The 22,608-nt window shown below is 70.7% G+C and carries 19 protein-coding genes; 15 read left to right on the top strand and 4 right to left on the bottom strand.

The genetic code is table 11. The features are described from left to right. Positions 1–96 precede the first annotated feature (96 nt). The 5 genes from M4D53_RS06835 to M4D53_RS06815 all read left to right on the top strand — a co-directional run bounded on the left by M4D53_RS06835 (position 97) and on the right by M4D53_RS06815 (position 6,097). On the top strand, positions 97–1,413 hold the full coding sequence (locus M4D53_RS06835; protein ID WP_259952930.1) for an ABC transporter substrate-binding protein: 1,317 nt from the start codon (positions 97–99) through the stop codon (positions 1,411–1,413). Between the two features lie 195 nt (positions 1,414–1,608). Next, a complete protein-coding gene (locus M4D53_RS06830) occupies positions 1,609–2,649 on the top strand; it encodes a carbohydrate ABC transporter permease (RefSeq protein WP_187663072.1) in 1,041 nt (346 codons plus the stop codon). Next, a complete protein-coding gene (locus M4D53_RS06825; RefSeq protein ID WP_259952927.1) occupies positions 2,646–3,536 on the top strand; it encodes a carbohydrate ABC transporter permease in 891 nt (296 codons plus the stop codon). Before M4D53_RS06830 ends, M4D53_RS06825 begins: the two co-directional genes overlap by 4 nt. A gap of 5 nt (positions 3,537–3,541) precedes the next feature. Beyond that, complete coding sequence (locus M4D53_RS06820) at positions 3,542–4,972, top strand: GH1 family beta-glucosidase (RefSeq protein WP_259952924.1); 1,431 nt, start codon at positions 3,542–3,544, stop codon at positions 4,970–4,972. 129 nt (positions 4,973–5,101) lie between these two features. Continuing rightward, a complete protein-coding gene (locus M4D53_RS06815) occupies positions 5,102–6,097 on the top strand; it encodes a LacI family DNA-binding transcriptional regulator (protein ID WP_259952936.1) in 996 nt (331 codons plus the stop codon). A gap of 82 nt (positions 6,098–6,179) precedes the next feature. Here the strand turns inward: M4D53_RS06815 and M4D53_RS06810 are convergent, their stop codons facing one another. Then, on the bottom strand, positions 6,180–6,989 hold the full coding sequence (locus tag M4D53_RS06810; RefSeq protein ID WP_187663075.1) for a M57 family metalloprotease: 810 nt from the start codon (positions 6,987–6,989) through the stop codon (positions 6,180–6,182). Between the two features lie 471 nt (positions 6,990–7,460). On the opposite strand from M4D53_RS06810, the gene M4D53_RS06805 reads away from it, so the two are divergent. Next, positions 7,461–8,132 carry a TetR/AcrR family transcriptional regulator gene (locus tag M4D53_RS06805; protein ID WP_259952922.1) on the top strand — a complete coding sequence of 224 codons (672 nt, stop codon included), beginning with the start codon at positions 7,461–7,463 and terminating at the stop codon, positions 8,130–8,132. A 14-nt stretch (positions 8,133–8,146) separates the two neighbouring features. Here the strand turns inward: M4D53_RS06805 and M4D53_RS06800 are convergent, their stop codons facing one another. After that, a complete protein-coding gene (locus M4D53_RS06800; protein WP_259952920.1) occupies positions 8,147–8,803 on the bottom strand; it encodes a GntR family transcriptional regulator in 657 nt (218 codons plus the stop codon). Between the two features lie 149 nt (positions 8,804–8,952). Here M4D53_RS06800 and M4D53_RS06795 point away from each other — a divergent pair, with 149 nt between their 5' ends. From M4D53_RS06795 to M4D53_RS06775, 5 genes are read left to right on the top strand one after another with little or no spacing between them, the layout of a single operon-like run. Further along, on the top strand, positions 8,953–10,230 hold the full coding sequence (locus M4D53_RS06795) for an NRAMP family divalent metal transporter (RefSeq protein ID WP_259952916.1): 1,278 nt from the start codon (positions 8,953–8,955) through the stop codon (positions 10,228–10,230). 1 nt (position 10,231) lies between these two features. Beyond that, on the top strand, positions 10,232–10,996 hold the full coding sequence (locus M4D53_RS06790) for a LamB/YcsF family protein (RefSeq protein ID WP_187663079.1): 765 nt from the start codon (positions 10,232–10,234) through the stop codon (positions 10,994–10,996). A 1-nt stretch (position 10,997) separates the two neighbouring features. Then, the gene (locus tag M4D53_RS06785) at positions 10,998–11,798 is read left to right on the top strand and encodes a putative hydro-lyase (protein ID WP_259952914.1); all 801 of its coding nucleotides are present in this window, start codon (positions 10,998–11,000) and stop codon (positions 11,796–11,798) included. Next, the gene (locus M4D53_RS06780) at positions 11,798–13,351 is read left to right on the top strand and encodes a 5-oxoprolinase subunit B/C family protein (protein ID WP_259952913.1); all 1,554 of its coding nucleotides are present in this window, start codon (positions 11,798–11,800) and stop codon (positions 13,349–13,351) included. Before M4D53_RS06785 ends, M4D53_RS06780 begins: the two co-directional genes overlap by 1 nt. Next, entirely contained in the window at positions 13,348–15,063 is a 1,716-nt protein-coding gene (locus M4D53_RS06775; protein WP_187663082.1) for an acetyl/propionyl/methylcrotonyl-CoA carboxylase subunit alpha, read from the top strand. Before M4D53_RS06780 ends, M4D53_RS06775 begins: the two co-directional genes overlap by 4 nt. Positions 15,064–15,555: 492 nt before the next feature. Here M4D53_RS06775 and M4D53_RS06770 read toward each other — a convergent pair whose 3' ends face one another. Beyond that, on the bottom strand, positions 15,556–16,911 hold the full coding sequence (locus M4D53_RS06770; RefSeq protein ID WP_062766125.1) for a uracil-xanthine permease family protein: 1,356 nt from the start codon (positions 16,909–16,911) through the stop codon (positions 15,556–15,558). Between the two features lie 100 nt (positions 16,912–17,011). Next, positions 17,012–17,887: a phosphoribosylaminoimidazolesuccinocarboxamide synthase gene (locus M4D53_RS06765; protein WP_259952910.1), complete on the bottom strand. Its 876-nt coding sequence runs from the start codon at positions 17,885–17,887 to the stop codon at positions 17,012–17,014. A 189-nt stretch (positions 17,888–18,076) separates the two neighbouring features. Here M4D53_RS06765 and M4D53_RS06760 point away from each other — a divergent pair, with 189 nt between their 5' ends. From M4D53_RS06760 to M4D53_RS06745, 4 genes are all read left to right on the top strand, one after another. After that, positions 18,077–18,709: a PadR family transcriptional regulator gene (locus M4D53_RS06760; protein WP_311198665.1), complete on the top strand. Its 633-nt coding sequence runs from the start codon at positions 18,077–18,079 to the stop codon at positions 18,707–18,709. Next, positions 18,706–20,238, top strand: a complete 1,533-nt coding sequence (locus tag M4D53_RS06755; protein ID WP_187663085.1) for a DHA2 family efflux MFS transporter permease subunit — start codon at positions 18,706–18,708, stop codon at positions 20,236–20,238. Before M4D53_RS06760 ends, M4D53_RS06755 begins: the two co-directional genes overlap by 4 nt. 147 nt (positions 20,239–20,385) lie before the next feature. Then, positions 20,386–21,870, top strand: a complete 1,485-nt coding sequence (locus M4D53_RS06750) for an amino acid ABC transporter substrate-binding protein/permease (protein ID WP_259952905.1) — start codon at positions 20,386–20,388, stop codon at positions 21,868–21,870. After that, on the top strand, positions 21,867–22,595 hold the full coding sequence (locus M4D53_RS06745) for an amino acid ABC transporter ATP-binding protein (RefSeq protein ID WP_060922441.1): 729 nt from the start codon (positions 21,867–21,869) through the stop codon (positions 22,593–22,595). Before M4D53_RS06750 ends, M4D53_RS06745 begins: the two co-directional genes overlap by 4 nt. The last annotated feature ends 13 nt before the right edge of the window (positions 22,596–22,608 follow it).

Below are 22,608 nucleotides of genomic sequence, written 5' to 3'. Positions count from 1 at the left end.
GCGGGGGGGGGATGTTAGTTTTAATGCCCTCTGGGGGGCCGCCCCCACGACTCACCCACGCACCACCACCCGCACGAACCCACAAAGGAGTGAACCGTGAACTCACGTGCCCGCACCCGGATCCTGGCGACAGCCGCCGTGGCATCCGTCTCCGCTCTCGCCCTGGCCGGCTGCTCCGGCAGCACCGGCGGCGACGGCGACACCGGCGGCAGCGCCGACGAGAAGGTCACACTGACCGTCACCACCTTCGGCACCTTCGGCTACGACGACCTCTACGAGGAGTACGAGAAGGCGCACCCGAACGTGACGATCGAGGCCACCAACATCGACACCGGCGGCAACGCCCGCACCGACGCCTTCACCAAGATCGCCGCCGGCTCCGGCCTCAGCGACATCGTCGCGATCGAGGAGGGCTGGCTCGGCGCCATCATGGACGTCTCCGACACCTTCGTCGACCTGCGCGACTACGGCATCGAGGACCGCAAGGACGACTGGGTCGACTGGAAGTACGGTCAGGCCACCGACGCCGAGGGCCGCGTCATCGGCTACGGCACCGACATCGGCCCGAGCGGCATCTGCTACAACGGCGCCGCCTTCGAGGCCGCCGGCCTGCCCAGCGACCGCGAGTCCGTCGCCGAACTGCTCAACGGCGACTGGGAGAACTACTTCCAGGTCGGTGCCGACTACACCGAGAAGACCGGCAAGGCCTGGTACGACCACTCCGGCTTCGTCTGGAACGCCATGGTCAACCAGCTCGACGAGGGCTACTACACCGCCGACGGTGAGCTGAACGTCGAGGGCAACGACGAGCTCCAGGAGCGCTTCGAGCTCCTCGGTGCCGCGACCGAGGGCGGTCAGTCCGCAGCGCAGACCGCGTGGGACTGGAACGGCGGCAAGTCGTTCGTCGACGGCACCTTCGCCACCTTCGTCTGCCCCGGCTGGATGCTCGGCGTCGTGCAGGGTCAGGTCGAGGCCGGCGGCGGCGACGCGTCGACCGGCTGGGACTTCGCGGACGTGTTCCCCGGCGGCGCGGCCAACTGGGGCGGCGCGTTCCTGTCGATCCCGGAGTCCTCGGAGCACAAGGAGGCCGCGGCCGAGCTCGCCGACTGGCTGACGCAGCCCGAGCAGCAGGTGAAGCAGTCCGCCGCCGCGGGCAACTTCCCCTCGACCATCAAGGCGCAGGAGTCCCTCGCCGACGAAGCCACGCCCAACGCGTTCTTCAACGACGCGCCGACCGGCGCCATCCTCGCCGAGCGTGCCAAGGGCGTCGTCGCGCAGTTCAAGGGCGCCGACGACTCGGTGATCCAGGAGAACGTCTTCGGCCCGGCGCTGAGCGCACTCGACCGCGGTGAGACCGACACGCAGGGCGCCTGGGACCAGGCGATCGGCCTGCTGAACGACCTCGTCGGCTGATCATCTCGCTTCGACAGGCTCAGCGACCCAGAGTGGACGCCCAGCGCCCCGAGTGGACGCTCAGCGACCCAGAGTGGACGCCCAGCGCCCCGAGTGGACGCCCAGCGCCCCGAGTGGACGCCCAGCGCCCCGAGTGGACGCCCAGCGCCCCGAGTGGGTAGCTGAGCCTGTCGAAGCCCGGCAAAGGACACGCCCATGACCCTCACCGCCCCGCCGGCGGAGCCGCAGGCCGCCGCCCCCGTGGCGGCGGACGCTCCGCCGCGACGCTCCTGGCGCACCCGCGTCTCCCGTTTCGACCACCGCGCCTCTCCGTACTTCTACATCTCCCCGTTCTTCCTCCTCTTCGGGCTCATCGGCCTCTTCCCGCTGCTGTACACGGTGTGGGTCGCGGTGCACGAGTGGGATCTGTTGAAGGGCGAGGGGCCTTTCGTCGGCTTCGGCAACTTCGCGGCGATCCTCGGCGACGGCATGTTCTGGAACTCCATCCGGAACACGCTGAGCATCTTCCTGCTCTCCGCCATCCCGCAGCTCGCCGTCGCCCTGGTGATCGCGTACCTGCTGGACCGCGGACTGCGGACGCCGACGTTCTGGCGGATGAGCGTCCTCATCCCCTTCGTGGTGACGCCGGTCGCCGTGGCGATCATCTTCTCGAGCATCTTCAACGAGGCGGACGGGCTGGCCAACAACCTCCTCAACCTCGTCGGCATCGCCGATCAGCAGTGGAAGCACGACACGTTCCTGTCGCACATCGCGATCGCGGTCATGGTGAACTTCCGCTGGACCGGCTACAACGCCCTCATCCTCCTCGCCGCGATGCAGGCCGTGCCGCGCGACCTCTACGAATCGGCCGCCCTGGACGGTGCCGGGGCTGTGCGGCGGTTCTTCGCCATCACGATCCCCACCATCCGTCCGACGCTGATCTTCGTCATCATCACGGCGACCATCGGCGGCCTGCAGATCTTCGCCGAACCGCGTCTGTTCGACGTCTCCACCGCGGGCGGCATCGGCGGCAGCGATCGGCAGTTTCAGACCACGGTGCTGTTCCTCTGGGAGCTGGCGTTCTTCCGCCGGAACCTCGGCGAGGCCTCGGCCGTCGCGATCCTGCTGTTCCTCCTCATCGTCGCGATCGGCCTCATCAACTTCCTGATCTCCCGGCGCATCGCCACCGGAGACGCCCCGAAGAACCGCGCGGCCCGACGCCGCATCCGCCCGACCGGAAAGGAGGAGGCGCGATGACCGCCACCCAGGCCCTCAGCGTGCCGGAGCGGATCCGCCGCCGGCGCGGCGCCGCGAGCGGGAGCGCCGGCCTCGGCAGCCGCCCCGGCTTCCTCACCTACGGGCTCCTCGCGGCCTTCGTCATCGGCGGCGCCTACCCGCTGTGGTGGTCGTTCGTCGTGGCGAGCGGGACCAACGCGACCCGCGGTGAGACCCTGCCCCTCATCCCCGGCGGCAACTTCCTCGCGAACGCGGCGAAGGTGTTCGATGCGATCCCGTTCTGGCTCGCGCTCGGCAACTCGTTCCTCATCTCGACGATCATCACGATCTCCGTCGTCACGTTCTCGACCCTCGCCGGCTATGCGTTCGCGAAGCTGCGCTTCCGCGGGCGGGACGGCCTCATGGTGTTCGTGATCGCGACCATGGCCATCCCCACGCAGCTCGGCATCATCCCGCTGTTCATGCTCATGCGCGAGCTCGGCTGGACGGGGACGATCGGCGCGGTGATTGTCCCGACCCTCGTGACGGCGTTCGGGGTGTTCTTCATGCGGCAGTACCTCGTGGACGTCATCCCGGACGAGCTCATCGAGGCCGCCAGGGTCGACGGCGCGAACCAGTTCCGCACGTTCCTCACCGTCGGGGTGCCCGCGGCGCGGCCGGCCATGGCGATCCTCGGACTGTTCACGTTCATGACCGCCTGGACCGACTACCTCTGGCCCCTGATCGTGCTCTCCCCCCAGAACCCGACGCTGCAGACGGCGCTCAGCCAGCTGCAGTCCGGCTATTACATCGACTACTCGATCGTGCTCACCGGCGCGGTGCTCGCGACCCTTCCGCTCCTCGTGCTCTTCGTGATCGCGGGGCGGCAGCTGGTCAGTGGCATCATGGCGGGCGCGGTGAAAGGATGACCCCTATGACGCGTGCCTTCCCCTCGGACTTCCTCTTCGGCGCGGCGACCGCGGCCTACCAGATCGAGGGCGCCGCCTTCGAGGACGGACGGACGGCATCCATCTGGGACGCCTTCTGCCGGGTGCCCGGGGCCGTGGTCGGCGGCGACGACGGGGATGTGGCGTGCGACCACTACCATCGGTATCCGCAGGACGTCGCGCTGATGAAGCAGCTCGGGCTGCAGACCTACCGCTTCTCCACCTCGTGGTCGCGGGTGCGCCCGGACGGCGGCGCGGTCAACCAGGCGGGGGTCGACTTCTACAGCCGTCTGGTCGATGAGCTCCTCGCGGCCGACATCCTGCCCTGGCTCACGCTCTACCACTGGGACATGCCGCAGGCCCTCCAGGAGGTCGGCGGCTGGACGAACCGTGACGCCGTCGACCGCTTCCTGGAGTACGCGGGCACCATGCACGACGCCCTCGGCGACCGCGTGAACGTGTGGACGACCCTCAACGAGCCGTGGTGCTCGTCCTTCCTCTCCTACACCGGGGGCGAGCACGCCCCGGGGCACACGAGCATCGCCGAGGGACTGCTGGCCTCGCACCACCTGCTCCTCGCGCACGGTGCGACGGTGCGCGACCTCCGCGGTCGCGATGCCTCCCTCAACCTCGGCATCACGCTGAACCACACGGTCGCCGATCCCGCCGACCCGCAGAACCCCGCGGACGTGGACGCCGCCCGGCGGCTGGACGGCCAGTTCAACCGCTGGTTCCTCGACCCCATCTACCGCGGCGCGTATCCCGTCGACACCGTGGAGGACATCCGCGCGGTGGACCCCGACGCGGTCGCGCGGTTCGAGGCGGCGGTGCACGAGGGCGACCTCGACACGATCGCGCAGCCCATCGACACGCAGGGCGTGAACTACTACCACGGCGACCTCGTGTCCGGCACGGGGCCCGACGACGCCCCGGTCTCCAGCGGCCCGGAGACGGCACACGTGACCCGGAGCCCGTACCCCTCGCACGAGGGCATCCACGCGGTCGAGCGCGGGCTGCCCCGCACCGCCCAGGGCTGGGAGGTCCAGCCGGAGGGACTCACGCGACTGCTGCAGCGGTTGTGGACCGAGTACGCCGAGCCCGCGGGAGTCGTGCTCTCGGTGACGGAGAACGGCGCGGCCTATGACGACACGGTCGTGGTGGCGGACGGGGAGACCCGGGTGCCCGATGCCGACCGCACCGCGTTCCTGCGCGCGCACCTCGACGCCGTGCTGGACGCCAGGGACAGCGGTGTGGACGTGCGCGGCTACTTCTACTGGTCCCTGTTCGACAACTTCGAGTGGGCGTGGGGGTACGACAAGCGCTTCGGGATCGTCCGCGTGGACTACGACACCCAGGAGCGGACGGTCAAGGATTCCGGCCGCGAGTACGCCCGGATCATCGCCGCGCGCTCCCTCTGACCCGTTCGAATCGCCCGATTGGCTCCATCCGCGGCCGAGATGGGACCAATCGGGCGATTCGAAGCGGGGATTTTCACGGGCGAGGGTCCGGGTGGATGAGAATGGGGCGATGGAAGAGAGCAAGCGATGATGTCGCCCCGGGCGACCATCGAGGAGGTCGCGACGGCCGCCGGCGTGTCCCGGTCGACCGTGTCGCGGGTCGTCAACGGGTCGACGGCGGTCAGCCCGGAAGCGCTCACCGCCGTGCGCGCCGCGATCGACGAGCTCAACTACGTGCCGAACCGGGCCGCGCGCTCCCTCGCCTCCCGGCAGACGCACGCGATCGCCCTCATCGTCCCCGAGGACACGTCGCGCTTCTTCGGCGACCCGTTCTTCGCAGCGATCGTGGCCGGCATCACCGGCGCCCTCCGCAGCTCCGACTACCTCCTGAACCTGCTGATCGCGAGCGACGACCCCGGCGACAAGATGACCAGCTTCGTGCGCAACGGCGGCGTCGACGGTGCTCTCATCGTGTCGCACCACACGAGTGACGCCTTCGTCGACCGGATCGCCGACGCGGTCCCCGTCGTCTACGGCGGCCGCCCGGTGCGCCGCGCCGAGGGGGACTACGTGGTCGACGTCGACAACGTCGCGGGAGCGCGCGAAGCCACGCAGCGCCTCGTCGACATCGGACGCACCCGCATCGCCACGATCTCCGGCCCGCTCACGATGCCCTCGTCGACCGACCGCGTGCAGGGGTTCCGCGCCGCGCTCGCCGCCGCCGGTCTCACCCCCTTCGCGGAGGAGGAGGGCGACTACAGCGAGGCGAGCGGAGCCGACGCCGCCCGCCGGCTGCTCGCGGAAGGGCGGCCGGACGCGATCTTCGTCGCCAGCGACCTCATGGCCCGAGGGGCGCTGACGGCGCTGCGGGGCGCCGGGGTGCGGGTGCCCGAGGACATCGCGCTCGTCGGCTTCGACGACTCGTCGGTGGCGCTGACCACCGATCCGCCGCTGACGACCATGCGCCAGCCCATGTACGCCCAGGGCGAGGCGATGACGCAGGTGCTGCTCTCCCGGCTCGCGGGAGAGGATCCGCCGCGAACCACGATCCTGCCGACGGAGCTCGTCGTCCGCGGTTCCGCCTGAGCCGCGTCGACCCCGGACACGGGTGAGGCCCGATCGCGGACGACCGGGCCTCGGTGGTGCCGGAGCGAGTCCGACGAGAGGGTCAGTTCCCGTAGAGGGAGACGACCCCGGTGCGGTCGGCGGTGGTCATCGAGAGGTCGTCCGAGCTGCCGTTGCACTGCGGGTAGTGCATGATCGACGACGAGTCGTACGGGGTGAGCGGACGCCAGTTGTTGTCCTCGAAGCAGGTGCCGGCCTCCGGACGGGTGTGCTCGTGGCGGAAGCCGAGCACGTGGCCGAGCTCATGGCCGAGCACGTTCGTCGGCGTCCACGCTCCGGCGCTCCAGATCGAGTCGTCGATGAGCACGTTCTGCTGCCGGGCCGGCGTGCTGGGGAAGAACGCACGGGCGATGTACTGCGTCGTGGCCACCGGCTCGACGGAGAACACGACGGCGTTGTTCCGCGTGGTGCAGTTGGCGTCCGCGCTGCTCACGTACCGGAAGTCGATCTTCGAGGACGCGGACTCCCAGAGCGCGGCGCCGCCCTCCATCGCCCGGACGACGTCGGCGTGACGGCTGCCGAACTTCGTGCTCACGCAGTAGGTGAGGTTGGCCACCTGCGACGCCGACCACTTGTCGTCGATGTTGTTGACCGTGTTGACGATGAGGCCGTCGTTGCGGGTCTCGGGGCCGATCAGCCGGTCGTAGAAGGCGCGCAGCTCCTTCTTTCCGGAGATCACCTCGTCGCCGTTGACGACGTAGGCGCCGTCCACGTCCCGATAGGTGGACGACGCGAACTCCTGGTACGAGGGCGCGGAGTCGTCGGGCGACGCGGCCGTGGCGGGGATGACCGCGCTGAGGCTGAGCGCGGCCGCCGCGGTGGCGGCGAGCGCGAGTTTCTTGGTGAATCGCATGGAAGATCCTCTTCGATCTGAGCGGTGCCGCGCGTCCGGTGGGCGAGCGGTCTCCGGTCCGGACGGTGAGCATCGCTGCCACCGAGGGGCCGAAGCCCGCTCACGCTAACCGCGCCGTTTCGACGGGGTCAAGGCGCGACACGGCCCGTCGTGCGCTTTCTGCACTCAGGTCAGGAATCTGCCCGATGGGCCACCGTCGAAGGTCCCGTCGGCGCTCGGCCGGACGTCGGCACCGGTGGTCGACGCCCGGGCCTGGTCCTCGGTCCGTCGTCGTATGCCGGAGGTCGAGGAGGGCCACGGACGCATCTCCGCCTCCCCCTCCATCGGCTGGAGACGCGTCCGTGGCTGCTGCGGCGAACCCCCGCGCCGCGAGTGCTCGCACCCTCCATAGGTTGAACGAGCATTCAGTGATTAATCTATCCCGAGACGGCCCGTGAGGGAATTCCGCCGGACCCGAAAGGTGGATGCCGTATGGCGCGATCGGATGAGCAGAATCGTCTGGCCCGCGAACGCGCCAGGGAGAACATCCTCCAGGCGGCGATCGAGGTCTTCAGCGAGCGTGGCGTCGCCGGGGCGGGCATCGCGGAGATCACCCGTCGCGCCGGAGTGGCGCAGGGGCTGGTGAACTATCACTTCGGCGGCAAGGACCAGCTCGTCGCCGCGGTGATCGACCGCTGGTTCGAGACGGTCCTGGCCTTCGCGCAGGTCGAGGGCACGCCCGACGAGATGCTCGCCGCCATCATCGACGGGGCGATCGGTGCGACGGCCTTCGCGATGCCCTTGCAGCGTGCGGTGCTCGCCATGCAGCAGCAGCCGCTGACGCATCGCCTGTTCGCGGAATCGGAGCAGCGCTATGCCGAAGGCGCGACGGCCGCGGAGGACGCCGTGCGCGCCGTCTTCCGCGCCCGAGGTGCCGAGGACCCGGCCCTGGAGGAGGTCATGCTCCGCAGCACCCTGGAGGGGGTGTTCGTGAAGTACTGCGTCTTCGGCGACACCTATCCGCTCGAGGATGCGCGGCGCTGGCTGCACCGGCGGTACGGGCTCCCGGAGCCGGACGCTGCGCTGCCGGGCGTGCCGGCGTCATACCGGGGCGAGGAGCCTCGACCCCGCGCGACAGCGGCGCTGCGGACCGACACCACCTGAGCAGCGGACCCCGCTCAGTCGAGCTGCATCCGCGCGAACGCGCCGAGCACGACCCGCTCCGACTGCACGAGGTACCGCTCCAGCTCCGCCGCTCCGGCCTCGGCACCGCGGGTCAGGAAGGTGTCGAGCACGGCGCGGTTCTTCCGGACGAACGGCTCGTGCAGGGCGCGGGGGTCGTCGATCTTGAGGAACGCGAGGCGCAGCTCCGCCGCGACGTTCCGGTAGGTGCGGGCGAGGCGCGGGCTGTCGGCGAGGTCGACCAGCGCGACGTGGAACGCCATGTTGGCACTGCCGACCGCGCGCCAGGCGGACGTGTCGTCGGGGGAGACCCCGGCCACGGCGGCCTCGGCCGCGGCGACCGCGTCGGTCATGCGCTGGACGGCGGGATGCTCCGGTTCGGACTGCCGGAGAGCCGTGCACTCGATGACCCGGCGAGCCCGGTAGATGTCGATGACGTCGGCGATCGAGGGTGAGGCCACGGAGACGCCGCGGTGCGGGATGTGCTCGACGAGTCCCTGTTCCGCGAGCACCCGGAACGCCTCGCGCAGGGTGTTGCGGGACACGTCGAAGCTCTCCGACAGCGCCGACTCGGACAGCCGGGAGCCCGGGGCGACGTCGCCGTCGATGATGCGCTGACGGAGCACGTCGGCGAGCGGGCCCTGCTGGTTCATGCCTTCATCGTAGGGGCCGTCTCCGAGCGATGATCACACGAAAGCAACCGCGCTGTAGCACGACGGAAACATGATTGTTGAACAATCTGGTTCTGTCCGTTCTACACTGGGGGTCACCCGACACCCACCAACGACGATGGGACCCCCCTATGTCCGAGCAGTCCGCCCCCGCCCTCACCCCCGAGGACGAAGCCCGCGCCGCCCACGCGAAGAAGCGCGCCGGCCGCAGTGCCGTCATCGGCGCCATCTTCCTCATGGCCACGAGCGCCATCGGTCCGGGGTTCATCACCCAGACCGCGACGTTCACCGCCCAGATGGGAGCCGCCTTCGCGTTCGCCATCCTCGTGTCGATCCTCGTCGACATCGCGGTGCAGCTGAACATCTGGCGCATGATCACCTCGTCCGGCAAGCGCGCCGGCGAGCTCGCCAACAGCGCCATCCCCTTCTCCGGCCATGTGATCGCCGTGCTCGTCGTCATCGGCGGGCTCGCGTTCAACATCGGCAACATCGCCGGTGGCGGCCTCGGCCTCAACGCGCTGCTCGGGATCGACCCGAAGATCGGCGGCGCGCTCACCGCGGCCCTCGCCATCATCATCTTCCTCGTGAAGAAGGCCGGGAAGGTGATGGACATCGTGCTCATCGTCCTCGGCATCGCGATGATCGTGATGACGCTCGTCGTCGCGTTCATCGCCCAGCCGCCGGTCGGCGACGCCCTGCGCCAGACCTTCGTGCCCGACCAGCTCAACTTCGCCACCATCACCACGATCGTCGGCGGCACGGTCGGCGGCTACATCACCTACTCCGGTGCGCACCGCTACCTCGACTCCGGCCACGTGGGCCCGCAGTACGCGAAGCCCGTCATGCGGGCCGCCGCCAACGGCATCATCGTGACCGGCATCATGCGCTACGTGCTGTTCCTCGCGATCCTCGGCGTGGTCGCCTCCGGCGTGGCGCTCGACCTCTCCTCGCAGGCCGCCAACCCGGCCGGCCAGGCGTTCGGCGCGGTGCTCGGCGACGCGGGTCTGCGGATCTTCGGCGCGATCTTCTGGGCCGCCGCGATCAGCTCGGTCATCGGGGCCGCCTACACCTCGGCGACCTTCCTCTCGACGTTCACCGCCAAGCTCCGCGGCGGCTGGCCGCTGCAGCTCGCCACGGTCGCGTTCATCGTCGTCTCCCTCGGCGTCTACCTCGCGATCGGCACGGCCCCGGCCGCGATCCTCGTGTTCGTCGGCGGCTTCAACGGCCTGATCCTGCCCATCGGCCTGACGGTGTTCATGTACATCGGCTGGTTCCGCCGCGACCTCCTCGGCGACCGGAAGTACCCGATGTGGCTGCTCATCGCGGGCACCGTCGTGACCGCGCTCACCTGGTACATGGGCGCCGTCTCGATCGGCCCCATCTTCGCCTTCCTCGGAATCGGAGCATGACATGGCGACCATCGACCTGAACTCGGACCTCGGCGAGAACGTCCCCGACCGGATCGTCAGCGACGACGCGAGCATGCTCGAGATCGTCACGAGTGCGAACGTGTCGTGCGGATTCCACGCCGGGAGCCCGGAGGGCATCCGCGAGACCCTCGCGGCGGCGGTCGCCGGCGGCGTCGTGATCGGTGCGCACCCCGGGTACCGCGACTACGAGAACTTCGGGCGCACGAAGGTCGACATCGACTCGGCCACGCTGCAGGCACATGTCGAGTACCAGCTCGGTGCCCTCCTCGGGCTCACCGCGGCGGTCGGCGGGCGGGTCTCCTACGTCAAGCCGCACGGGGCGCTCTACAACACCATCGCCCGCGACGAGCGGCAGTCGAAGGACGTGGTGGCGGCCATCACGGCGATCGACCCCTCGCTCGTGCTGCTCGGTCTCGCCGGCGGCGTCGTGCTCGACGTCGCCGAACGGGCGGGGCTCGCAGTCGCGGCGGAGGCCTTCGCCGATCGCGCCTATCAGCCGGACGGTCAGCTCGTCTCGCGCACCGAGGAGGGGGCCGTGCTGCACGACCCCACCGCGGTGGCGGAGCGGATGGTGCGCCTGGCCGCGGAGGGTGTGATCCGGGCGATCGACGGCACCGACGTCGCCGTGTCCGCGCAGTCGATCTGCGTGCACGGCGACAGCCCGGGATCCGTCGCGATGGCCGCGGAGACGAAGCGGCTGCTGCAGGCGGAGGGCATCACCATCGCCCCGTTCGCCGGAGTCTGACATGGCGGTGCTCGCGACTCCCGCCCAGCTCGCCGACGCCCGGGCCGCCCGTGCGGCGCACCGCGCCGGTCACGCCGCGCCTACCAGCGGCGTCGCCCCGGGGCTGACCCAGGCGAACCTCATCGCCGTGCCCGCGGACTGGGCCTTCGAGACCCTCCTCTATGCGCAGCGCAACCCGAAGCCCTGCCCCGTCCTCGAGGTGATCGAGCAGGGCGAGGTGGAGTCGCGGCTCGCTCCGGGCAGCGACATCAGGACCGACATCGGGCGCTACCGCATCTGGCGGGACGGCGAGCTGGCCGAGGAGGTCTCCGACGCGACGGCGGCGTGGGCCGAGCATCCCGACCTCGTCGCGTTCCTCATCGGCTGCAGCTTCACGTTCGAGACGGGTCTCGTCGAGGCCGGGATCCCGATGCGTCATCAGGAACTCGGACGCAACGTGCCGATGTACCGCACGGCGGTGGACTGCACGCCAGCCGGGCGCCTCCGCGGCGAGATGGTGGTCTCGATGCGTCCGATCCCCGCGGACCGCGTGGCCGACGCCGTGCAGATCTCCGGGCGCACCCCGGCTGTGCACGGCGCGCCGGTGCACATCGGCGATCCGGCGTCGCTCGGCATCGCCGATGTGATGGCGCCCGACTTCGGCGACGCCCCCGAGATCCGCCCCGGCGAGATCCCCGTGTTCTGGGCGTGCGGTGTGACCCCGCAGGCGGCGATCATGGCGTCGAAGCCGCCGTTCGCCGTCACCCACGCCCCGGGGTACATGTTCGTCACCGATGTTCCGGATGCGGAGTACCGGGTCTGATGCGCATCCTCACGGCCTCCGACAGCGCGCTGCTCGTCGAGGCGGACGACCTCGAGCAGGCCATGCGGCTGAATCTGGCGTGGAGCGACATGCCCGGTGTGCTCGAGCGCATCCCCGGCGCCCGCACCGTGCTCGTGCGGTTCGATCCGCACCGCACCTCGGCCGCCGCGCTCGCGGAGGCGCTCGCCGCGACCGAGGTCGACGCGGCGGCCCTGCCCGATGCGGGGGAGGTCAGCATCCCGGTCCGCTACGACGGGGAGGATCTCGACGAGGCCGCCGCGCTCCTCGACGTCTCGGCGGAGGAGCTGGTGGCTCGTCACCTCGCCGCGGACTGGCGCGTGGCCTTCTCGGGTTTCGCTCCCGGATTCGGCTACGCCGTGAGCGGCGACCCCCTCTTCGACGTGCCGCGGCGGTCGTCGCCGCGCACCCGGGTGCCCGCCGGCTCCGTCGCGCTCGCCGGGGCGTTCAGTGGCGTGTATCCGCGGGAGAGCCCGGGCGGCTGGCAGCTCATCGGCCGGACCGCCCTGGAGATGTGGGACATCGACCGCGACCCGCCGGCCCTGCTCGCGCCGGGTCGACGCGTGCGCTTCGTGCGTGCGGAGCGGGAGACCGTGGCGGCGTCGCCTATGAGGGTGGCCGACGCGACGCGTGTCGACCGCCGCGCGGGCGGTCCGGCGGTCGAGGTCGTGCGATCCTCGCTGCAGCTCCTCGTGCAGGACGCGGGTCGCCCCGGCTTCGCGGCCCTGGGCGTCTCGGCCTCCGGCGTCGCCGATCGTGTCGCGATGCACGCGGCGAACCGGGCGGTGGGCAACACCCCCGCCGCGGCCGTGCTGGAGAGCGTCGGCGGAGCCGTGCTGCGCTTCCACGGTGCGGGAGTGGCCGCGGTCACCGGCGCCACGGGCCCGCTCACGCTCACCGACGCCGATGGCACCGAGCGCACGCTCCTCCCCGGGGTGCCCTTCGCGACCGTCGACGGCGATGAGCTCACGCTGGGCCACCCCGACCGCGGACTCCGGTCCGTGATCGCGGTCCGCGGAGGGCTCGCTCCGGCCGCGGCGCTCGACAGTCGCGCGACCGACACGCTCGCCGGGCTGGGCCCCGCGCCGCTGTCCGTCGGCGACCTCCTCCCGATCGGAGATGCCGCCGTGGCCGCCGTCGAGCCGGATCCGGTGCCGCGCGCGCTTCCCGCGGCCGGGGAGCTGGTCGCGCTCGAGATCACGCTCGGGCCGCGCGACGACTGGTTCACCGCCGCCGGCGTCGACGCGCTCACCGGGCAGGCGTGGACGGTCACGCCGCGCTCGGACCGCGTGGGCATCCGACTGCAGGGCGACGTGCCCCTGGAACGGGCGGTCGGCGGCGAGCTGCCGAGCGAAGGCGCCGTGACCGGGGCCATCCAGGTGCCGCCGGACGGGCAGCCCGTGCTCTTCCTCCCCGATCATCCGCTCACCGGCGGCTACCCCATCATCGGTGCCCTCACCGATCGCAGCCTCGACCTCGCCGCCCAGCTCCCGCCGGGTGTGCGGGTGCGCTTCACCGTCAAGGAGACCTCATGACCACTGTGCTGATCGCCAACCGCGGCGAGATCGCGGTCCGCGTGATCCGCGCGTGCGCCGAGGCCGGCTACACGTCGGTCGCCGTCTACGCCGACCAGGACGCCGACGCCCTGCACGTGCGGCTCGCGGACGAGGCGATCGGCCTGGGCGGCGACACCGCGGCGACGACGTACCTGTCGGTCGAGGCGCTGATCGACGCGGCCCGCCGCAGCGGTGCCGATGCCGTGCACCCCGGCTACGGCTTCCTCTCCGAGAGCGCCGCGTTCGCGCGAGCCGTCGAGGACGCCGGACTCGTCTGGATCGGACCCTCGCCGGAGAGCATCGACGCACTCGGTGACAAGATGACCGCGCGTCGGATCGCCCAGCGTGTGGGGGCCCCGCTCGCCGCCGGCACGGATCAGCCGTTGTCCGGACCGCAGGAGGCGGTGGCGTTCGCCGAGGAGCACGGCCTCCCGATCGCGATCAAGGCCGCGTTCGGTGGCGGCGGCCGAGGGCTCAAGGTCGTCCGCGAGCTGTCCGAGGTCGCCGACGCGTTCGACGCGGCCACCCGTGAGGCGACCGCGGCATTCGGCCGCGGGGAGTGCTTCGTGGAGCGCTTCCTGGAGAGCCCGCGACACATCGAGGTGCAGGTGCTCGGCGACGGGCGCGGCGGCGTCGTCGTCGTGGGCGACCGCGACTGCTCCATGCAGCGGCGCAACCAGAAGCTCATCGAAGAGGCTCCCGCGCCCGGCCTGACGGAGGCGCAGCGGGCGGCGTTCCATGACGCGGCGCGGGCGATCTGCGCCGAGGTGCAGTACCGCGGCGCCGGCACGGTCGAGTTCCTCCTCGCCGCGGACGGCACGATCTCGTTCCTCGAGGTGAACACCCGGCTGCAGGTCGAGCACCCCGTGACCGAGGAGGTCACCGGGACCGACCTCGTCCGCGAGCAGTTCCGGATCGCGTTCGGCGAGGGGCCGTCCTTCACCGACACCCCGGCTCCGACCGGGCATGCGTTCGAGTTCCGCATCAACGCCGAAGACCCCGGCCGCGGATTCCTGCCCAGCCCCGGACGGGTGGATGCCCTGCGCATCCCCGGCGGACCCGGCGTGCGGTGGGACAGCGGCATCGAGGCCGGCGACACCGTGCAGCCCGCGTTCGACTCGATGATCGCGAAGCTCATCGTGCACGCGGAGACCCGGGACGCGGCGCTCGTGCGGGCGCGTCGAGCGCTGCGGGAGCTCGCCGTCGAGGGTCCGGCGACCGTGATCCCGTTCGACCTCCGCGCCATCGACGACCCCGCGTTCGCGACCGCGACCTTCGCCGTGCACACCCAGTGGATCGAGACCGTGCTGCTCCCGGCGCTGGAGTCGCAGCCGCGCCCCGCGGTCGCCCCGGTCTCCGGGCTGCAGCGCTTCCCGGTGGAGATCGACGGCCGCCGAGTGATGCTCGGTCTGCCCGCGGAGCTGCTGGCCGGCATCGGCCGTCCGGCGGGAGAGGCCGCTGCACCCGTGTCTGCGGCGGACCCCTCCGAGCTCCGGGCTCCCGCGCCGGGCACGCTCGTGCGGTGGCTCGTCGACGACGGGGCCGAGGTGGCCGAGGGAGACCCGGTGGCCGTGCTCGACGCGATGAAGATGGAGACGACGGTCACCGCGCACCGCGCCGGCACCCTCACCCCTCGCGCGGACACCGGCGCGACCCTCTCCGCCGACGCCCTCCTCGCCACGATCGCCTGACCCCGGTCCCGTCCCGTCCCGTCCCGTCCCGTCCGGCATGCGGAGTGCGAATACGTCCCTCCCGCGCCCTTCGGACGACCCTTTTCGATCCCGCGTCCTCTGCTCCGGGAGCGTCTCCCACATGCAGGTGCGATAACGTCCCTTCCGCGTCCCTCCGACGCCCGTTTTCGATCCCGCAGCCGCTGACCCGCACCGCGTGGGCCGGACGTGCGCGCACCGCGGCGAGCCGGCACGTTCCCGTCGGGGGAGTGCGAAAGTGCACCTCCCCCCGCCGCGGAACGCCCCATTTCGATCCCGCACTCGAGGCGGGCGAGCAAGTCCCATGAGAGTGCGAAAACGCCCCCTCCTCGTGAGAGGAAGGGGCGTTTTCCATCCGGACCGCGAGGTCCCGGGGTCGCGTCCCTGCCGGCGAACCGGTGCGAGTGCGAAATCGGGCTTTCGAGGGGTGCGGGAGGAACGAAACCCGTCCCGCACGCACCCCGGGGCGGGGCGTTACGCGGGGTCGCCGCCGAGGGGGCCGACGGGCTCGAGGGGCTTCGGGTCGTCGGCACCGGTCTTGCGCGCCCGGGCGATGAGGTTGCCCAGGTGGTAGATGAGCAGCGCCGCGACCGTACCCAGCACGATCCCGCCGAAGGCGAAGTCACCGAGCTGCATCGTGAACCCGGCGATGCCGATCACGAGGGACACCGCGGCGGTGTACTGGTTGACCGGCCGGGAGAAGTCGACGCGGCTGTCCACCCAGATCTTGATGCCGATGATGCCGATGAGGCCGTAGAGCGCGGTCGTCGCCCCGCCGAGCACGCCCGCGGGGATCGAGTTGAACACCTCGCCGACCTTCGGGGAGAAGGCGAGGAGGATCGCGAACAGACCCGCCACCCAGTACACGGCGGTGGAGTACACGCGGGTCGCGGCCATGACGCCGATGTTCTCGCCATAGGTCGTGGTGCCCGAGCCGCCGAAGCCACCCGCGATGGTCGTGGCGACGCCGTCGGCGATGAGCGCGCGGCCGGTGTGGCGGTTGATGGCGGGGTCCTCGGTCATGGTCGCGACACCGCGCACGTGGCCGACGTTCTCCGCGATGAGCACGAGCACGACGGGCAGGAACATCGCGATGGTCGACCAGGTGCCCGGCTCGACGAAGTCCGGGAACTGGAAGTGCGGGAGGCCGATCCAGGGGGCGTCCGCGATGAGCTCGGCGGGGGTCTTGTCGCCGCGGAGCGGGTTGGGCACCTCGAACGAGCCGTTGAACGCGGCCCAGATGAAGCCGACGGCGACGCCGAGGAAGATCGAGATCCGTCCGAGGAAGCCCCGGAAGAGCACGGCGAAGAGGATGATCGCGACGAGGGTGATCGTGGCGGTCACCGGGTCGAGCGCGAAGTTGCTCCAGGCGGTGGGGGCGAGGTTGAAGCCGATGAGCGCGACGATGGCGCCGGCGACGACCGGGGGCATCAGGGCGTCGACCCAGCGCAGGCCGACGAACTGCACGACGAGGCCGACGACCGCGAGGAGCACGCCCACCGCGACCACGCCCGCGAGGGCCGAGCCGGTGCCGCCCGCCGCGACGGCCGCGGTGATGGGGGCGATGAAGGCGAACGAGGAGCCGAGGTAGCTGGGCAGCTGGTTCTTCGTGATGAGGAGGAAGAGCAGCGTGCCGATGCCGCTGAAGAGCAGGGTCGTCGACACCGGGAAGCCGGTGAGCGTCGGCACGAGGAACGTGGCGCCGAACATCGCGACGACGTGCTGCGCGCCGATGGCGATGGTCGCGGGCCAGGACAGACGTTCCTCGGGGGTGACGACGGCGCCGGGCTCGACGGTGCGGCCGTTTCCGTGCAGCTTCCACAAAGCCATGCGGGCTCCTCAGGTTTCGGGATCGGGGGCGGAGTGCTGGAGCAACACTACCGATTCCTGAGTTTTCCCTGTGCGCCTCGCGGTCGCGGGGAGCGCGGTGTCAGGCGCCGAGGCGGTCGATGAGCTCGCGGTACCGGGCGGCCGTCCGGGCGACGACCTCGTCGGGCAGCATGGGGGGCTCGCCCTGCCTGTCCCAGTTCGCCGCGAGCCAGTCGCGCACGATCTGCTTGTCGAAGCTCGCCATCCGCTCGGCAGGCGTCGACCCCGTGCGCCAGGCCTCAGCGTCCCAGTACCGGGAGGAGTCGCTCGTGAGGACCTCGTCCGCGAGGCGGAGGGTGCCGTCGGCGTCGGTCCCGAACTCGAACTTCGTGTCGGCGAGGATGAGGCCCTTCTCCTCGGCGATGGCCGCGGCCCGACGGTAGATCGCGAGCGAGGCGTCGCGGAGCTCGGCCGCCTGGTCCGCCCCGACGAGCTCGACGACGCGGTCGAACGTGATGTTCTCGTCGTGCTCACCCATCGGCGCCTTGTAGGCCGGGGTGAACAGCGGCTCGGGCAGACGGTCGCCGTTCTGCAGCCCTGCCGGCAGGGCGATGCCGCACACGGTGCCGTGCTCCTGATACTCGGCCCAGCCGGAGCCGGTGATGTACCCGCGCACCACGCACTCGATCGGCAGCATCTCGAGCGACTGGGCGAGCATGGCGCGATCGGCCACCTCCTCCGGCAGGTCGCCGTCCGTGAGGTGATTCGGCACGTCCAGCTGGGCGAACCACCAGCGGCTGAGGCGCGTCAGCAGGGCGCCCTTGTCGGTGATGCCGGGAGAGAGCACCACGTCGAACGCGCTCACCCGGTCGGACGCGACGACGAGGATGCGGGTGTCGGCCGGGTCCTCGGAGGCGTAGAGGTCGCGGACCTTTCCGGAGTAGAGGTGTCGCCATCCGGGGATGGCCTGCGCGTTTCCTGCGGACGGTGTGCTCACCCGCCCATTATCCCGGTGATGCGTGCTCTTCCGCGCCGAGACCCCGCGTTCGCGTCGAGACCCCGGGGTGAGCGCCCCGGGACCCCGGGGTCTCGCCGGAAAGACGGGGTCTCGGCGGAGGAGGGGCGGGTGTATAGTCCATGTGGACTATTCGTGCGGGGCAGGGGACAGGGCATGAGGGGGAGAGGCGTGGCGAAGAGCAGGGATGTGGTGGCGGGACTCACGCCGCTCGGCGTCATGGTGCTGGCACTGCTCCGCGAGAGCGACATGCACCCGTACGAGATGGTGCGCCTGCTCCGCGCGCGTCACGACGACCGGCTCATCACCGTCACCAACGGCACGCTGTACCACACCGTCGCCCGACTCCAGCGGGCCGGTCTGCTCGACGAGGTCGGCACGGATCGCGAGGGCAACCGACCTGAGCGGACGACCTACACCCTCACCGACGCCGGTCGGGAGGCGGTGGTCGCGTGGGTGCGTCGTGCCCTCCCCCGCATCGACCGCGAGACCGACGCCCGCGTCGCGCTCGCCGAGTCGCACAACCTCGACCGGGACGACGCCGTCGCGCTGCTGCAGGAACGGCGTGAGGCCCTCGTCGCCTCGTACGCGCTCCACCACGACGGCCTCGCCGCCGCCCGCGCCAAAGGCGTCCCGCCGCAGGTCCTCGTCGAGATCGAACGGCAGGAGGCGCTGCTCGACGCCGAGCTCCGCTGGCTCGACTCCCTCCTCACCCGCCTCGACGGCGACGAGCTCCGCTGGGGCCCCGACGCCTTCGACGACACCGACCGCTACCGCGCCCAGCGAAAGGCTGCACAGCAATGACCGATTCCCGTCAGACCTCGGGACCCGAGACCGGGCCCTTCGCCGCCGGTCACGCACCGAAGAGTCCGTGGCCGGCGCTCTGGGCGCTCGTCATCGGGTTCTTCATGATCCTCGTCGACACCACGATCGTCTCCGTCGCGAACCCGGCGATCAAGGCCGCCCTCGACCCCGACACGAACAACCTCGACAACGTGGTGTGGGTCACCAGCGCCTACCTCCTCGCCTACGCCGTCCCGCTGCTGATCACCGGACGACTCGGCGACCGCTTCGGGCCGAAGAACATCTACCTCATCGGGCTCGCGGTCTTCACCCTCGCCTCGCTGTGGTGCGGACTGTCCACCACGCTCGAGGGCCTGATCGCTGCCCGCGCGGTCCAGGGGCTCGGCGCCGCATTCATGACGCCGCAGACCATGGCCGTGATCACCCGCACGTTCCCGCCCAACCGCCGCGGCGCGGCGATGGGCCTCTGGGGCGCCACGGCCGGCGTCGCCACTCTCGTCGGCCCCCTCGCCGGCGGTCTGCTCGTCGACGGCTTCGGGTGGCGGTGGATCTTCTTCGTCAACCTCCCCGTCGGCGTCATCGCCTTCGTGCTCGCCTGGATCCTCGTGCCGAAGCTGAAGACCCACCCGCACCGGTTCGACGTGGTCGGCGTCGTGCTCAGCGCCGTCGCGCTCTTCCTCATCGTCTTCGGGCTGCAGGAGGGCGAGAAGTACGACTGGGGGACCATCGTGGGGCCGATCTCGGTCTGGGGGCTCATCATCGCGGGCGTCGTGGTGCTCGCGCTCTTCATCGTGCAGCAGGCGCGCACCCGCAGCGAACCCCTCGTGCCGCTCGCGCTCTTCCGCGACCGGAACTTCTCCGGCGCGAACGTGGCGATCGCCGCGGTCGGCTTCACCGTCACGAGCATGTCGCTGCCGATGATGTTCTTCCTGCAGACGGCGCGCGGCCTCACCCCGACCGAGGCGGCGATGCTGTTGATCCCGATGGCCGTGCTGTCGGGCGTGCTCGCCCCGGTCGCCGGGAAGATCCTGGACCGTGTCGACCCGCGTATCATCCTCGTCCCCGGCCTGATCTGCGTCGCGGCTGCCCTGGTCTGGTACTCCGCCCTGACCACGATGGACACCCCCATCCTGATGTTCCTGCTGCCGTCCGCCCTGATGGGCATCGGCAACGCGGGCATGTGGGGGCCGCTGGCGACCACGGCCACGCGCAAGCTGCCGCCGCGGCAGGCCGGTGCCGGCGCGGGCATCTACAACACCACGCGCACCATCGGGTCGGTCATCGGCTCCGCGTCGATCGCCGCGTTCATGCAGTCGCGGCTGGAGGCGAACCTCCCCGGTCTGGCCGACGCCCCGGCCGGCACGGGCAGCGGCGCACTGCCGCCGCAGGTCGCCGAGGGCTTCGCTGCGGGCATGTCCCAGACCCTCCTGCTGCCCGCCGGCGTGATCCTCATCGCCCTCGTCGCCTCGCTGTTCCTCCGCGGACACGACCGCAAGGACGAGCCCGTCGCCACAACCCCTCCGGCGTGACCGCGGCGGCCTCGACACGCCGGTATCCACGCGGGTTCCGGCGGGGTCCGGGGTCGCGCCGAGATTCCGGTGCGCGGGAGGTGCAGGGTTAGGGTGGATGGTCGGCGGCCGCCGGGCCGCCCTTCCGAACCCCGAGGAGCACTCGACGTGAGCCGCCATCCATCCTCTCCGCCGAGCCGTCGCCGGCGGTTCGGCCGCACCGCCGGCGCGACCGCTCTCGCCGCGCTCGTCGCCGCCGGGGCGCTGCTCGCCGGAGCCGCGCCCGCCACCGCGGCCGACGACGGCGAGACCTACGTCATCGGCACCGACACGACCTTCGCGCCGTTCGAGTTCACGAACGAGTCCGGCGACCTTGTCGGCATCGACATGGATCTCCTGCGCGCGATCGCCGAGGACCAGGGCTTCGACGTGGAGATCCGCCAGCTCGGTTTCGACGCCGCGGTGCAGGCGCTGCAGTCGAACCAGGTCGATGCCGTCATGGCCGGGATGTCGATCACCGAGGAGCGCCAGCAGACCTTCGACTTCAGCGACCCGTACTTCACGAGCGGCGTGCAGCTGGGCGTGCTCGAGTCCAGCGACATCGAGTCCCTCGACGACCTCGACGGCAAGACCGTCGCGGTGAAGACCGGCACCCAGGGGCAGACCTTCGCCGAGGAGAACGCCGACGAGTACGGCTTCCGCATCACGCCGTACCAGGACACGACCGACATGGTCGACGCGGTCAAGGCGGGTCAGGCCGTCGGCTACTTCGAGGACTTCCCCGTGCTCGCCTACGGCATCCAGCAGGGCTCGGGCTTCCGTCTCGTCGGCGAGCCCGCGCTCGGCGGCGAGTACGGCTTCGCGGTGAACAAGGGCGAGAACGCCGAGCTCCTGGAGATGTTCAACGCCGGCCTCGCCAACCTGCAGGACTCCGGCGAGTACGACGAGATCGTCGACACCTACCTCGCGTCGGGCGACGACGCGCAGGAGGCGCAGCCCACCGACATCATCTCGGTCGCGGTGAAGTACTGGCCGGCCCTCATGCAGGGTCTGTGGCTCACCATCCTCGCCACGATCGTCGCGGTGATCGCGGCCTTCATCCTCGGGATCATCTTCGGCTTCGGGCGCCTGTCGAAGTTCGCGCCGTTCCGCTGGATCGCGACCGCGTACGTCTACGTCTTCCGCGGGACCCCGATCCTGATCCAGGCGTTCTTCGTGTTCTTCGCCATCCCGCAGCTGATCCCCGACCTCAAGTTCGACCCGTTCGTCGCCGGTGCGATCACCCTGTCGCTGAACACCGGTGCGTACATGACCGAGATCATCCGCGGCGGGATCCAGGCGGTCGACCCCGGTCAGGCGGAGGCGTCGCGCTCGCTCGGTCTCAGCCACTGGAAGACGATGCGGAAGGTCGTGCTGCCGCAGGCGTTCCGGATCATGATCCCGTCGTTCGTGAACCAGGGCATCATCACGCTGAAGGACACCTCGCTCATCAGCGTCATCGGTCTCGCCGAGCTGACCTTCGTCTCGCGACAGATCATCGCCTCGACGTATCTCTCGGCGCAGGTGCTGACGATCGTCGCCATCATCTACTTCGTCGTGATCACGCTGCTGACGCTGCTCGCGAACCGCCTGGAGAGGAAGGCCAACGCATGAGCAAGATCGAGGTCAGGGACCTGCACAAGTCCTTCGGCGACAACGAGGTGCTCAAAGGCATCGATCTCACGGTCGAGGACGGCGAGGTCATCGCGGTGATCGGCCCGTCCGGCTCGGGCAAGTCGACGCTGCTGCGCTGCCTCAACAAGCTCGAGGAGCCGACGTCGGGGCACGTGATCATCGACGGTGTCGACCTCACCGACAAGAGCGTGAAGCTGGACGAGGTGCGGCAGCGCATCGGCATGGTGTTCCAGCACTTCAACCTGTTCCCGCACATGACCGTGCTGGAGAACATCACGCTCGCCCCGGTCGAGCTGGGCCGCATGACGAAGGCCGAGGCCCGCGACCGCGCCCGCTCGCTGCTCGAGCGCGTCGGCCTGTCGGAGAAGGCGGACGCGAAGCCCGCGTCGCTCTCCGGCGGTCAGAAGCAGCGCGTGGCCATCGCCCGTGCGCTCGCGATGGACCCGGAGATCATGCTGTTCGACGAGGCCACCAGTGCCCTCGACCCGGAAATGGTCGGCGAGGTGCTGCAGGTCATCCGCGATCTTGCCGAGGGCGGCATGACCATGGTGCTCGTGACCCACGAGATGGGCTTCGCGCGCGAGGTGTCCGACCGCACGGTCTTCATGGACGGCGGCGTCGTGGTCGAGGAGGGCACCCCCGCCGACCTGTTCGGCGCCCCGAAGAACGAACGCCTCCAGGACTTCCTGTCCAAGGTGCTCTGACCCCGACCTTCGA

Origin of the sequence: Microbacterium meiriae (assembly GCF_025143875.1) — a bacterium.
GTDB classification, from domain to species: domain Bacteria; phylum Actinomycetota; class Actinomycetes; order Actinomycetales; family Microbacteriaceae; genus Microbacterium; species Microbacterium meiriae.
The sequence above is the reverse complement of the archived record's forward strand: the minus strand, read 5'-3'. Positions and strand labels throughout refer to the sequence as shown.

Excerpts from the sequence above, each read along its gene's own strand:
- M4D53_RS06795 (WP_259952916.1), top strand. The coding sequence starts at position 8,953 with ATGTCCGAGCAGTCCGCCCCCGCCCTCACCCCCGAGGACGAAGCCCGC.
- M4D53_RS06745 (WP_060922441.1), top strand. The coding sequence starts at position 21,867 with ATGAGCAAGATCGAGGTCAGGGACCTGCACAAGTCCTTCGGCGACAAC.
- M4D53_RS06815 (WP_259952936.1), top strand. The coding sequence starts at position 5,102 with ATGTCGCCCCGGGCGACCATCGAGGAGGTCGCGACGGCCGCCGGCGTG.
- M4D53_RS06755 (WP_187663085.1), top strand. The coding sequence starts at position 18,706 with ATGACCGATTCCCGTCAGACCTCGGGACCCGAGACCGGGCCCTTCGCC.
- M4D53_RS06775 (WP_187663082.1), top strand. The coding sequence starts at position 13,348 with ATGACCACTGTGCTGATCGCCAACCGCGGCGAGATCGCGGTCCGCGTG.
- M4D53_RS06800 (WP_259952920.1), bottom strand. The coding sequence starts at position 8,803 with ATGAACCAGCAGGGCCCGCTCGCCGACGTGCTCCGTCAGCGCATCATC.
- M4D53_RS06770 (WP_062766125.1), bottom strand. The coding sequence starts at position 16,911 with ATGGCTTTGTGGAAGCTGCACGGAAACGGCCGCACCGTCGAGCCCGGC.
- M4D53_RS06790 (WP_187663079.1), top strand. The coding sequence starts at position 10,232 with ATGGCGACCATCGACCTGAACTCGGACCTCGGCGAGAACGTCCCCGAC.
- M4D53_RS06825 (WP_259952927.1), top strand. The coding sequence starts at position 2,646 with ATGACCGCCACCCAGGCCCTCAGCGTGCCGGAGCGGATCCGCCGCCGG.
- M4D53_RS06830 (WP_187663072.1), top strand. The coding sequence starts at position 1,609 with ATGACCCTCACCGCCCCGCCGGCGGAGCCGCAGGCCGCCGCCCCCGTG.
- M4D53_RS06820 (WP_259952924.1), top strand. The coding sequence starts at position 3,542 with ATGACGCGTGCCTTCCCCTCGGACTTCCTCTTCGGCGCGGCGACCGCG.
- M4D53_RS06780 (WP_259952913.1), top strand. The coding sequence starts at position 11,798 with ATGCGCATCCTCACGGCCTCCGACAGCGCGCTGCTCGTCGAGGCGGAC.
- M4D53_RS06785 (WP_259952914.1), top strand. The coding sequence starts at position 10,998 with ATGGCGGTGCTCGCGACTCCCGCCCAGCTCGCCGACGCCCGGGCCGCC.
- M4D53_RS06810 (WP_187663075.1), bottom strand. The coding sequence starts at position 6,989 with ATGCGATTCACCAAGAAACTCGCGCTCGCCGCCACCGCGGCGGCCGCG.
- M4D53_RS06805 (WP_259952922.1), top strand. The coding sequence starts at position 7,461 with ATGGCGCGATCGGATGAGCAGAATCGTCTGGCCCGCGAACGCGCCAGG.